Source organism: Planctomycetota bacterium (assembly GCA_035384565.1).
Classification (GTDB): Bacteria; Planctomycetota; PUPC01; order DSUN01; family DSUN01; genus DAOOIT01.
Genome location: DAOOIT010000005.1, coordinates 92,888 through 105,783, shown reverse-complemented (window position 1 = coordinate 105,783; position 12,896 = coordinate 92,888). Strand labels below are relative to the sequence as shown.

The following is a 12,896-nucleotide window of genomic DNA, read 5'->3' as shown; positions in this document are numbered from 1 at the left end:
CTTAGGAGTCCCACGGGTCCGGTGGGACGGGTGGGACCTGTGGGACAAGTGAAACCAGTCGGGCCCGCCCAGCGGAGGTCCTGTCAGCTAGCGCCCCACAGCCACAGGCTCTTCGACCCTCGGCCTGATCTCGGCCAGCAGTCGCTCGACCACCTGGTCGGCCTTGATGCCGGCGGCCTCGGCATTGAAGGTGGTGATGACGCGATGGCGCAGGACGGGGAGGGCCATGGCCCGCACGTCCTCGGTGGTGGCGTGATAGCGGCCGTGGAGGATGGCGCGGGCCTTGGCGGCGAGCATCAGGTAGATGCTGGCGCGCGGCCCGGCGCCCCACTGCACGAGCTCGTTGACGAACCCAGGCGCCTCGGGCTGGTTCGGCCGCGTGGCGCGGGCGAGATCGCGCGCGTACTGAAACACGTGCTCGGCCGCGGGCACCCGCCGCACAATCTGCTGGAGCTTCACGATGTCCTCGCCCGTCAGGGCGATGCCGAGGTCCGCCTCGTACGTGCCGGTCACCATCTTCATGATGCTCAACTCCTCGTCGGGCGAGGGGTAGTCCACCATGATCATGAACATGAAGCGGTCGAGCTGAGCCTCGGGCAGGGGATAGGTGCCTTCCTGCTCGATCGGGTTCTGCGTGGCGAGCACGAAGAAGGGGTCGGGCAGCCTGTAGTCCTCTTCGCCCACGGTGACCATGCGCTCCTGCATGGCCTCGAGCAGCGCGGCCTGGGTCTTGGGCGGCGTGCGGTTGATCTCGTCGGCCAGGATCATGTTGGCGAAGAGCGGGCCGCGCACGAAGCGGAAGACGCGCCGCCCCGTGGTGCGGTCCTCCTCCAGCACGTCGGTGCCCGTGATGTCGCTGGGCATCAGGTCGGGGGTGAACTGGATGCGCTTGAACGACAGGTGCAGCACGCGGGCGATGGTGCTCACGAGCAGCGTCTTGGCGAGGCCGGGCACGCCGACGAGCAGCGCGTGCCCGCGGCAGAAGACGGCCACGAGCACCTGCTCGATCACGCTCTGCTGGCCCACGATGACGCGCGAGATCTGCTCGGTGAGCTTCCCGTATGCCGCGCCGAGCGACTTCACCATTTGGATGTCTTCGCCGTCAATGGCGGCGAGGGCCTCTTCGGGCGTCAGAGCTTCGGCCTCGGAACCCACGGGGTCTCTCCTTTCCCTGTGCGGGGCGATCACACGCCAGGCGCCGCGCGCGAGGGTCCGCGCGCGACGCACGACCCGAATATACGCTTTCCCGCGGGAGAGTCAATCACTCAGGGCGTTCCCCGGAGCGCGATTTACACTGGGTGACAGGGCGCGACAACTCATCACACGCGGCGCCTTCTCCGCCAGCGCTGAGGCGTGGGTGGGGAAGCTTGCGGGGCAGGCTTAAACGACTTGGCCGCGTCTTTGGGACGCGGCCAAACCGAGCAGATTCGCGGTTGGAAGAACGCCCAAGAATGCTCATCCTTGGACGCTCGTGATTATACCACCCTGTTCAGGAAATGCAAGGAAAAAATTAATTCGCGTTAACTTTTCTCCTGCGCAGCCATAACACACGGCGCGAGCAGCAGTTGCGGAGCGAGGCTCGTGCGCCGATCTCCCCTCGGATGCCTACACCTGGGGCTCGGCAGGCGCGCGCGCGGCCGCGCTATCGCCCAGCGCGCCCCGCAGCGTCGCCAGGTCGGCCCGCAAGGCGTTGGCGAAAAGCACGCTGTCGGTGCTATGGATCACCAGGTTCAGGCCGTCGCGTGCCCAGGCGATCTCCTGCTCGGTGCCCAGCCAGTAGTGAATGCCCGCGCCCACGCCCGCGGCGCGGGCCTTGCGCACGATGGTGCGCACCGCCTCGTCGAAGCGCGGGTGCTGGTATTGCTCGGGGACTCCCAGGCTGCACGTGAGGTCGTGCGGCCCGATCAGCACGGCGTCGAGGCCGGCTACCGCGACAATCTCGTCCAGCGCGGCGAGGGCGGGCGTGCTCTCGATGTTCACGATCAGCGCGCTGCCCGCGTTGCGCTCGGCCAGGTAGCTCTCCAACTGGGGCTCGAGCGGAGCCTTGCCCTCCAGGCGATCATGGAGGCGCTCGCCCTTGAGCGGCCGCAGCTTGGCCGCGCCGACGAGGGCGCGCACCTGGGCCGCCGTCTCCACATAGGGCGCGATCACCCCCTCGGCCCCGCCGTCGAAGACCATGCAGGCCTGATACGGGTCGGGCTCGGGGATGCGCACCACGGGCGCAATGCCCAGGCTGCGGTACGCCCCGCACATCCACGACAACTTCTCGCGGTCCTGGGCCACGTGCTCGGTGTCAAGGAACACGAAGTCGAGGCCAAGGCCCTTCACCACGCCGGGCCAGCGCGGCGAGGGCGCGGTAATGCAGGTGCCATACACGCGCCGCCCTGCTCGTAACGCCTGCGCCAGGTCGTGTCCGTTCATTGGGGGGTTCCTTTCGTGCCGGGGCGCCTCGATGGCCGTTCAAGCAGCCTTGTTGATAGCGCTTCCCGTCGCCGGGCGCAAGGCGCGATGCGGGGCGAATGACGCTTGACGGGCCGCGGAACTCGCGCTAGGATGCTCGCCGGGTCGGCTGAATTGCACCCCATGAGGAGCGGGTTGATCTGCGGCCTGGTGGCGCTGGCGGCCGTCATCGGGGGCTCGGGCTGCGCGTCCATCGTCAATGGCACGCGGCAATCGGTTTCGATCTTCGCCTCGCCTGCGGGCAGCCGGGTGACGATCTACGACAGTTCGGGCTCGGTGGTCACGGCCCAGGCGACGCCCTGCACGCTCAAGCTCAAGCGGGGCAGCGGCTTCTTCTCCAGCGGCGAGTACCGCGTGCAGATCGAGCACGAGGGCTACACGCCCGCCATTGTCACCATCTCCGGCTCGCTGGGCGGGTGGTACATCGTGGGGAATTTCTTCATCGGCGGCCTGATCGGCTGGTTGATCGTGGACCCGCTGACCGGCGCGATGTGGACCCTCAGCCCGACCACGGTGAACGCGAACCTTGCGAGGCAGGCGTCGGTGCCCCCGCGGGGCGATGCCACGCTCTACGTCACCCTCCGCAAGCAGGCGCCGCCCACTCCGTCACAGTAGCGGCGTTTGCCGAGTCCCGCTCATCGGCTCGTGAGGGCGGCTTTCGGGCCGCCCTTACTTTCTGGGCTTTTTCGATGGGCCGCGCAGCAGCGCCACAATCCCCAGCAGGAGCAGCGCGCCCACGAAGGCCACGACGAGGTCCTCCAGGCTCACGGCGATGCTGCCGAAACCCAGGTTGATGTGAAGCAGGTTGAACAGGCCCCCGCCGATCAGCGCGCCCCCTACGCCGCACAGGAGGTTCAACAGGTGGCCGAAGCCCTCGCGGCGGCGCGTCACCAGCCCGCCCGCGAGGGTGCCCGTCACGGCGCCTACGATCAGCAGCGAGATGATCTGGCCAAGCGGCATCGGGTTCCTCCTCGATATGTTGTGTAGCGAGGCAGTCGCATCGAGTCGAACGCGCACCGCCCCTGCCACAATCGCCATGCTTCAGCCGAATGAAGTGGGCTCCGTCTGAGGGCAGAACGTGCGGCATAGCCGCCCGCGGCGGTGTCCTGGGGTGGGCATTGTGGGCAGCGTGTCCCCACGCCTCGATACGCGGGATGGGGACATCCCGCCCACAACACACCCACAGCACAGCCGAGGGCGGCTGTGCCACATTCACTTCAGCAGGCTCGCCTGAGAGCCGGACCATGCTCGAACGCTTGCGCAAGGGGCACGAGGCGGAAGGGGGAGAGGGTCAGCGACGCGCACGCCGTCGGCGGACCACTGCGGCCACGCCTGCGCCCAGCAGCACCAGCGACGCCGGCTCGGGCGCCAGGGTGCCGAAGAACTCGACCTCGCTGAGCTGCGGGTCGCTGCCCGAGACCACCGAGGTGACCTCGATCCCGTACCACAGGTAGCCGCGCTGGCCGGGGAAATCGGTGCCGACGTCCCACTGGTTCACCTGGAGCCGCGTGGCGCCCCACACCGACACGCCGTCGTTGCTCTGGGCGAAGATGGTCACCCAGGTCAAGCCGTCGTCGGAGGCGATGATGCGCCAGATGTCCGGGTCGCGGCTGGGCACGTCGTTGGCCGAGGCCACGGTGAAGCGCGTGAGGGCGTATTGCACGGGGAACTGGACGGCGACTCGGTAGCCCGGGCTGGGGAGGACGCTGCCGTCGTACCACTTGGCCTCGCCGGCGCCGACCTTGTTGTCGAAGAGGTCGAGTGCGCCCTCGCCGGGGCTCTTGCCCGGGGTGAAGAAGTTGCTGCTCGTGGCGATGCTCGCGACCCAGTTGAAGCCCGAGCCGCCGTTGGGATTGAGCGGCACGTTGTCGTTGATGTCATTCTCGGGGTCGGTCAGGTCGCCGCCCACGAGCGCGCCCGTGCCTATGCCGCGGATCAGCATCGCCTGGGCCGGGCGCGCGAACGCCGCGAGGCAGACCAGGAGGGCAAGCGCGGCGAGCGAATGGGGCTTGCGTGTCAGCGTCTTCAACTGGATTACCTCACCTATGCCCAACAACACAAATACTTCGCAGCAATTCTTATGCCGCTTTACGCTCAGAACATCGCCCTGCGCTCCAGATGTGTAAGTGATGCGTGGGCAATTGATTACGCATAGACACCCTGGCTGGCAGAGGCTCGGGCGTCGCCGTCTGCGCCCTCCCATGTTGCCTGAACGCAACTAGGCAGAGGCAAAGTGGAGCGTCAACCAATCGTAAGTTACGTGGGAGTAAGAGCTTGAGCCCATGTTGGCAGTCGGCAACATGTCCAGAACAGCTATCAACATGCCCTGGGCCGAGCACTACATCGGTGGTTGAGAAGTGCGGCGGCAGCGGGGCGTCTGCCGCGTTGCGTCTCCTCAGCGATGCGCTCCGCAGCAACGCCTGCGGAGCCGCGCCTTGCATCCGCCCCGCTGGCGCCGGCAACGCAGCCTACGGGGATTCTTGGACAGGTTCCTAGTGTGGCAGTTCTTGGGATGACGGTGGGCGTGGGGGGAGGAAGCCCTTCTTGCGAAGAAGGGCTTCCTCCCCCCACGCACGTATCATCTCTGGTAGGTCGGCAGTTGGCGATAGGCGGGGGCGCGAAGAGGGAGGAAGCGGTGTTTGGTGTTCGGTGGTGGGGGCGAAGAGGCGGAGGGCCGGAAGACGAGGGGTCAACGCTGGTAGATCGGCAACTGACGGTACGCTGGGGTCAAGGCCAAGACGGCCATGGCCGTGGAGTAGCAGCGGCCGGCGCGGGCTTCGTTGCCGCGGCCCTCGTGCCAGGAGCCGTCGCTGGCGTCCTGCATCTTGAGGAGGGTGCTGTACATGTGTTCGGCGAATTTCTCCCAGTATTCATCGCCAAGCTGGAACATGCCTTGAGAGGTGTAGTAGATGCCGTAGTAGAAGAAGCCGTCGGAGTCGCCATCGCGCATGTGGCGGAGAATCCAGTCGCCGGCGCCGAGGGCCTCCTTGGTGCGGTGGCGGCCGCACAGCTCGAGGCAGAGGAGGGCGGTGCCGGTGCGGGCGAGGCCGCTGCCGCCGCCGGGCTGGTAGCCGAAGCCGCCGTCGCGCTGGCGGCAGTTGAGGACGAACTGGATGGCGTCCTCGATGGCCTCGCGTGGGACGGCGCCGCCGGCATTGCGAACGGCTCGGAGGCTCATCAGCGCCCAGCCGGAGCAGGAGATGTCGGAGTCGTTGGAGTTGTGCTGGTAGCGCCAGCCGCCCTTGTGGTGCTGGGGCTTGGGCATCTTCTGCGCGGCGAGGATGAGGCGGAGGGCCTTGCCCAGCGCGGCGTCCACGCGGCGCTGGCGGTCGGGGTCCACCATGCCCGAGACCTCGCTGAGCATGAGCGTGGCGATGCAGTGGGAGTACATGGGGCCGTGGGTGGAGGTGTCGCCCACGAGCATGCCGTTCCATTGCTGGGCGCCGACCACGAAGTCAATGCCGCGGTTGAGCACGTCGCCGTAGGGGGCCTGGCCGGGGGTGTGGCCCTTGGCGAGGAAGGCCATGACGGCGAGCGAGGCGATGGCGGTGGAGCGGCGCATGGAGGAACTGCGGAACGAGCCGTCGCTCTCCTGGTTGTCGGCGAGGAACTCGAGGGCGCGGTCGATGGCCTGGTCCACGGGTTCGCGGAACTTGGCCAGGGCGGGCGATTCCTCGTCGGCGCGGGCGAACGGCGGCAGGGCGAGGAGCAGAGCAAGGAAGAGGCGGCGGAGGCGCATGTCACTTTCCCTCGGGCTTGGCGGGCTTGATGCCGCCGCGGCGGGCGACTTCCTGGAAGTAGCGCTTGATGAGGGGGCGGTACTCGTCGGGGCCGAGGTCGTTGGCGGCCTGGAGAATCTGGTCGCGGAGCTCGCCGGGAAGGCGCGCCCAGTCTTCGAGCTTGATGCCGAGGTCGCGGAGCTTGGACTCCGAGAGGTCAGTGGTCTGCGTGCCGGTGCCCTCGGTGGGGTTGCCCATGCTCTTGGGGTGGGGCTGGTTCCGCAGGTTGCCGCCCGAGGCCATGGCCTGGGCCGCTGCCTGCGAGGCCATCGCGGACATCTGCCCCGCCGCCTGGGCGGCGGCCATTCCGGACTGAGCGGCGGCGGCCTGGTTGGCGGACTGGTGGGCCTGAGCCATCTGGCCCGGGGTGCCCGCTGCGGCGGGGGTGCCGGGTTCGGCCGACGACGCCTGAGCGGCGGCGTTGCCGAGGGCCTGGCCGAGGGCAGCGAGGGCGTTGGCCGCGGCGTTCATGGCTTGGGCCGCCGACTGCTGCGCCGGGGAGGCGGCGCTGGGCGTCGGGGCGCCTTGCCCGGGCTGGCCCTGCCCTGCCTGGCCTTGGGCCGGGGCGCCCTGGTTCGGTGCCCCCTGCCCGGGATTCGCCTGGGCGGGCTGGCCCTGCGGCGCGGCGGCATTCGCTAGCTGATTGGCCGCATTCTGTGCCTCGGCCTGCGCTCGGCCGAGCTGCGTAGCGGCGTCGGCCGCCTGGCCCTGGCCGGCGCCGAGCTGGCTCGCCTGCTGCTGAAGGGCCGCGGCGGCCTGAGCGAGGTCGCCCGCGCGTTCGGCGAGAGCGCCCTGCTCGGCGGCGGCCTGGCCCAGGGGGTTCTGGCCGGCGAGGGCCTGCATCTCGCGGGCGAGCTGCTGCTGGCGCTCGGCGAGGCCGGCGGCCTGTTGCGCCAGTTGCGCCGTGGCGCCGCGGTCGTTGGGCTGCTGGCCTCCCTGGGCGCCCGCGGCCTGCGGCGGCTGGGCGCCGCCCGGCTCGGGATTCTGCGCTCCCTGGGGCTGCGCTTCGTTGCCGGCGGCGGGCGGGGCGCCGCCGGCCTCCTGCGGTGGATTCCCCTGTTCTCCTGCTCCCTTTGGGTTCCCTTGGGCGGAGGGCTGGCCTTCGGCCGCTCCGGGCTGGGCGGCCTGGGCTTGGGCGGGGGCGCCGTGTTCTCCTGGCGGTTGGGCGCCGGCCTCGGCGGCGGGCTGCCCCTGGTTCGGCGCGGGTTGGCCTGTGAAGGGTTGGGCCGCGGCGTTCTCGAGGCGTTCGGCAAGCTGGCCGAGTTGGTTGCCGGCCTCGGTGGCGGCCTTGGCGGCCTCGCCGACCTGGTTGTTCTGAAGCGCCTTTGCGGCTTCGCCAGCGTTCCGGGCCGCCTGATCGCCCGCCGGGGCGGCTTGAGGGGCGACGTTATTGACGTTCTCGGCCAGAGCCTCGGCCTGCTGGGCGACGGCGGCCTGCTCGTTCCGGAGGCGCTCCATCTGGCCCTGGGCGTGCTCGCCCGCGAGCTGGGCGCGCTGCTCCATCAGGGCTTGAGTCTGATTGCGGAGTTCGCCCTGCCGCTTCGCGAGGTCGGCCACCTGCTGGGCGTTCTGGGGTGCGGCCTGGGCCGCGTCGCCCCCTGGCGGCGTGGCGGGCGGCTGGCCCTGAGCCATCTGCTGGGCGGCCTGATTCAGGGCATTCTCGGCCGCGGCCTGGTTCTGGACGGCTTGGGGCAGGTTGCCTGCCTGGATGTTCTCGGCGGCCCTGGCCATCGGCTGTGCCTGGGGGGCGCTGGCGGCGCCTGCGGCCGCGTCGTTGGCGAGTTGCTGTTGCTGCTTCGCGATGTCGGCGAGGGCCTTGTCGATCGCCTGAATCTTCTCGAGCTGGGGGTTCTGCCCCGCGAGGGCGGCCTGCTCCCTGGCCATTTCGCGGGCCTCGGCGGCCATGTTGGCGGCCATCTGCTGGGCCGCCTGGAGCGCGGCCCGCTCGCCGCCGGGCATGTCCTTCAGCATCTCGGCCATTTCGCGCGCGAGGGCCTCCTGGGCCTTCTGCCACTCCTCGGGCGTCATATTGGCCTGGGCGGCGGCCTGCTCCGCGGCGAGTTTCTCGCGGGCGAGGTCGGCCTCGCGCGTCGCCATCTCGTCCATCTCGATGGCCTTGCGCACCACGTCGGAGACCGGCTCGACCTGCTTCATGAGCTCCTCGACCATCCTGATCGAGCGGTCAATCGTGCGGTCGGTCTCGCGGGCGAGCATGCCGCGTTCGGCGGCCTGTTCGGCGAGCTTGGTCTGGCCCGCCAGGTTCTCGGCCTTGGCGATGTGTTCGTCGGCCAGTTCCTTCACCTTCTCGCCCAGCTTGTCGAAGTAGCCGCCCTCCATCTCCTGGGCGACCTTGCGCGCGGCGGAGTCGGCCGATGCCAGGGCCTTGCGCATGTCGTCAATGCGTTTCTGGTCCTTCTCGCGCGGGGTGTCCTGCTTGGGCAGGTCTTCGCGGAGCTTCTCGCTGTCGCGCTTGGCGGCCTGGAGGTCCTTCTTGACTCGTTCGAGGCTCTCCTTGAGCTTCTTCTCCTGGCTCATGAGCTCGGCGACGGCGAACGAGGGCGCCCGCACGTCCAGCTCGATGCGATAGACGTCCGAGAGGCCGCTATGGGGGCCTTTGAACTCCTTGGGGCAGTTGTCGGTGGCCTTGAGCTGGAAGGTGACGTACTTGGCGTTCCGCAGGTCCATCGTGCCGAGCTGGAGGGCCGTGTCGCTCGCCACGGCGCGGGTCGGGCTCTTGCCCCTGGGCGGCAGGGCGATGGGCTTTGGGGGGCGGCCGCGGCCGTCCACCTCGATCAGCAGTTCGGCCGTTGCCAGGCCGATGTCGTCCTCGAGCGTGTAGGAAATGGGCAAGGGGGCGGTGGGGGGCAGGCGGAGCTGCTTCGCCTCGGGCTTGATGATGGCCACGGTGGGCGCTGCGTCGGGCACCACCTGGATGGCGTGCTCGGCGGTGGAGCTGGTGAACGTGTGCGCGTCGGTGAGCTGGAGGGTCCACTTGCCGGCCAACTCGTGGCCCAGGGTGAATCGGCAGAGGACGGCGGGCGCGCCCTCGCCCTGCGCAACCAGGGTGGTCTGCACCAGCGGCTGGCCCTTGGGGTCGGCGGGCGGCAGGCCGTTGACGAGCATCTGCGCCGCGGCCATGGGCTTGTTCGTCCGCGCCGTGAGCGTCACCACCGTGCCAGGGAGGGCCTTGATATCGCCGTCGGCCTTCTCGACCACGGCGGGCTCGCGCTCGGTGTACTGGGGGAACTCGTAGCGCAAGCTCAGTTGCTCGATGGCCGGGCGGGCCACCACGGTGGCCGTGTAGAAGGCGCTCAACGCGTCGCCCGCGTGGATGCGGTAGCGGAAGGTCTTAGTCGCGGGCGGGCAGGTGAAGGCGAAGCGCCGCTCGCCGCCGGTGCCGGCGAGCAGGGGGGTCATCTCCTCGGCCGTCTCCGAGCCGTCGGGCGCCACGGTGCGGAAGTAGGCCCCGCGCACGTTGCGCATCGGCACGTCCACCTCGACCTGGAGCCGCTGGTCCTCGAGGATCACCACGTCGCCGGGGGTGACGGCCAGGTCGCGGGCGCGCAGATTGGGCAGGTTGATGAAGGGCGCGGAGGCCCGTGCGAGCAGGAAGCGCGCCTGGTCGGGCCACAACACGAACACGGCGGCAAAGAGGGCCGCCACGGCCGCCGCCGCGGCGAGGTAGGGGCGGGCCGCGCGCAGCGTGACCTCGCGGCGCGGCGAGAGCCCGCGGGCGCTGTCGGCCGCCTGCATCACCAGCGCGCGGATGAGCTGGTCCGAGCCGCGCAGCTCGGGCGCGTCCTGGCTCGTCAGCAGTTCCACGGCCGAGCTGATTCGCTCCTGGAGCTCGGGGTGGTGGGTCTCGATGGCGCGGGCCGTTCCCGCCAGGGTCAGGCTGCGGGCCAGCGGCCGCACGAGGAACCAGACGGCCACGAAGGCCGTGGCCCCGTAGGCGGAGAGGGTGAGCGCCCAGCGGGTCGTCAGCGAGAAGAGCGTCACCGTGGCGTCAATGGCCATCACGGCCAGCAGCGTGCCGATGGCGGTGACGGCGGTGGCGCAGGCGCCGCGGAGCACGATCAGCCAGCGCACGCGGCGGATCAGGCGGATCAGCTTGTCCACGATGGGTTGGGGGATCACGCCGGCCGCGCCGAGATCAGCGACCTTCATGGGGGCCTCCGTCGCAACCGAGAGGGGCAGGGAGCGTACGCGCCCATTCTAGCCCCGGCCCATCGGCTTTGCAACCCCCCGGCCCGTCGCAAGCCGTTTCGGATCGTAATAGATTGTAACCTTGGCCCTACGGCCTCTGGGCTCCTTAGTGGCGACACACGTCCCGTGTGTCGTCTGGATTGCTCGGGGCGCTGGCGCCCGGCCCTTCCGCACACGGGAGTACGTGTCTAGCGTGCGTGGTCATGGTTTCCGTTCGAGAAAGTGCCGTGTGCCGCTACGAGCGTCGGACGTGCGGCTACGATCTGCTCTTGCTCTCCCGCTCCGCAGTCGCTATGCTGCATCTATTCGCTTCTTCCGCTGGATAGCGCTTGAGAGAGGACCGCCGTGAGACACATCGCACCGTCGTGCCTGCTGCTTGCCGCCGTCAGCGCTTTCGCCGCCGCGGGCGCCGCGCCCCCCACGACCTATGGCTGGCGCGGGAACTGGACCGGCCTCTATCCCGACGCCACGCCGCCCACGACCTGGGGCCGCATCGCCAAAGGCGTGGTCGCCGGGCTGTCGTGTCAAGCGGCCAAGCCCGCCCCCGACGCGGCCAAGGGCACCACGCCCGTCACCACAGGCCACGGCCTCCTCCGCGACTGGCTCGTCGTCGGCCTGCTGCCCGTGACCCACTCGGTGAACGACTTCGACAAGGAGCAGATTCCCGGCGAGGCCAAGCTCGCGCCCGCCGAGGGCGACCAGGTGGGCGGCCTCGCCTGGAAGCGCCTGGAGATGAAGCGCGCGCCTGACTACGAGCGCTGGGGCCGCGTGGACCTGGATGAGGCTGTGGACCTCGCGAAGGCGCTCGACTACAAGCCGAACCACGTGGCCTACGCGCACACCTACCTCCACGCCGCACGCGCGGGCAAGGTGACCCTCACGGTGGACCACATCTACGGCCTCAAGCTCTTCTTCAACGGCGAACAGGTCTACTGCGCGCCCAAGATGGCGATGGGCTATGGCAGCCACTACGGCATCAGCCGCCAGAAGCTGGCCTTCACCCACGGCCGCTCGCCGCGCATCACGCTCGACCTGAAGCAGGGCTGGAACCAGCTCCTCGCCAAGATGTGCACCTACACGGGGCCCAACGGCCGCGCGCTGTGGTTCGCGCCCGTGCTGATGGACGCCGAGCCGACGCCCTACGAGGAGAAGAACATCGTCTGGATGGCCGAGATGCCGGAGCGGACCAATGCCTGCCCCCTCGTGGTGGGCGACCGCATCTTCACCCCGGCCGAGCCCGACCAGCTCCTGTGCCTCGACAAGACGACCGGCAAAGTGCTCTGGCGCCGCTTCAACAGCCTCTACGAGGCCACAACGGAGGAGGACCGCGCCGCCAGCCCCGTCTTCAAGGAAAAGCTCGCCCCGCTCGCGGAAGAGCTGGCGAAGGCCGACTATGAGAAGGGCCTCGAGATTCGCCGCCAGATGCGCGACCTCCTGCTCGAGGTGGACAAGAAGAAGTACCACATGCGCCTCGAGGGCCACCTGGAGGGCCACTTCGGCATCGTGGGCTTCACCACCACGCCCGTCAGCGACGGCAAGCACGTGTGGGCCTTCACCGGCTTCGGCGTCGTGGCCTGCTACGACCTCGACGGCAACCGCCAGTGGATTCGCCGCCTCGAGGTGCCGAAGGAGATCAGTTACTCGTGCTCGCCGGCCCTCGTCGGCGACAAGCTGTGCGTCGTGTTCAACGGCCTGCACGCCCTCGACGCCGCGACGGGCAAGACGGTCTGGAGCGATCCCAAGGGGCACAGCATCGCGTCGCTGATCCCCGCGACGATTCGCGGCACCGACGTGGTCTTCACCTGGCGAGGCGTGTGCTACCGCGCCTCCGACGGCAAGCAGCTCTGGGCCAATCCCCGCATCACCCAGGGCGACCTCGGCTGGGCCGCCCCCGTGGTCGTCGGCGAGACCATGTATCTGGCCTGGTGCGGCGTTGCCGGCCTCCTGATGGCGGACTTCTCCAAGTGCGAGGGCGACGCCTGGCAGCCCGAGTTCCGCGGCATCGAGGTCCAGTGCAACCACCGCCGGCCCAACGGCGAATGGCTCGACCGCTTCACCCCCGCCTCCCCCCTCATCGTCGGCGACACCCACTACATCCCCGACCAGTACGGCTTCTTCTACGCCGCCGACATCCCGTCGGGCAAGACCCACTACGCGCAGGACCTGGGCTTCGACGAGCTGCACACCTACAATGCCATCGGCATCGGCGCCAGCGCGGCCCTCGGGGGCAAACACATCTACGTGATGGACAACCAGGGGATGTGCGTGGTGCTGGAGCAGGGGCCGGCGTGCAAGCCCGTGGCCGTGAACCGCATCGAGACCGTGGTGGACCGCTACTGGCCCTGGGCGCCGCAGGAGATCGTCGCCAACGGCCCGCCCGTCTTCGACGGCAGCCGCCTCTACATTCGCGGCGAGAAGTTCCTCTACTGCATCGGGGAGAAGTGAGCGACG

General features: G+C 69.3%; 8 protein-coding genes. 2 read left to right on the top strand and 6 right to left on the bottom strand.

Annotation, left to right across the window (positions count from 1 at the left end; genetic code table 11):
• Window positions 1-87 precede the first annotated feature (87 nt).
• Entirely contained in the window at window positions 88-1,086 is a 999-nt protein-coding gene (locus tag PLE19_03415; protein HPD13967.1) for a MoxR family ATPase, read from the bottom strand.
• Window positions 1,087-1,605: 519 nt separating this feature from the next.
• A complete protein-coding gene (locus tag PLE19_03410; protein ID HPD13966.1) occupies window positions 1,606-2,421 on the bottom strand; it encodes an aldolase/citrate lyase family protein in 816 nt (271 codons plus the stop codon).
• Between the two features lie 162 nt (window positions 2,422-2,583).
• Between PLE19_03410 and PLE19_03405 the strand changes: the two genes are divergently transcribed.
• Window positions 2,584-3,075 (top strand): hypothetical protein, encoded by a 492-nt coding sequence (locus PLE19_03405; GenBank protein HPD13965.1) that lies wholly within the window; start codon window positions 2,584-2,586, stop codon window positions 3,073-3,075.
• Window positions 3,076-3,129: 54 nt separating this feature from the next.
• Here the strand turns inward: PLE19_03405 and PLE19_03400 are convergent, their stop codons facing one another.
• From PLE19_03400 to PLE19_03385, 4 genes are all read right to left on the bottom strand, one after another.
• A complete protein-coding gene (locus PLE19_03400; protein ID HPD13964.1) occupies window positions 3,130-3,420 on the bottom strand; it encodes a GlsB/YeaQ/YmgE family stress response membrane protein in 291 nt (96 codons plus the stop codon).
• A 331-nt stretch (window positions 3,421-3,751) separates the two neighbouring features.
• A complete protein-coding gene (locus tag PLE19_03395) occupies window positions 3,752-4,489 on the bottom strand; it encodes a PEP-CTERM sorting domain-containing protein (GenBank protein HPD13963.1) in 738 nt (245 codons plus the stop codon).
• Window positions 4,490-5,149: 660 nt separating this feature from the next.
• Entirely contained in the window at window positions 5,150-6,199 is a 1,050-nt protein-coding gene (locus PLE19_03390; GenBank protein HPD13962.1) for a prenyltransferase/squalene oxidase repeat-containing protein, read from the bottom strand.
• A gap of 1 nt (window position 6,200) precedes the next feature.
• Entirely contained in the window at window positions 6,201-10,406 is a 4,206-nt protein-coding gene (locus PLE19_03385; protein ID HPD13961.1) for a hypothetical protein, read from the bottom strand.
• 384 nt (window positions 10,407-10,790) lie between these two features.
• Between PLE19_03385 and PLE19_03380 the strand changes: the two genes are divergently transcribed.
• The gene (locus tag PLE19_03380; GenBank protein ID HPD13960.1) at window positions 10,791-12,890 is read left to right on the top strand and encodes a PQQ-binding-like beta-propeller repeat protein; all 2,100 of its coding nucleotides are present in this window, start codon (window positions 10,791-10,793) and stop codon (window positions 12,888-12,890) included.
• The last annotated feature ends 6 nt before the right edge of the window (window positions 12,891-12,896 follow it).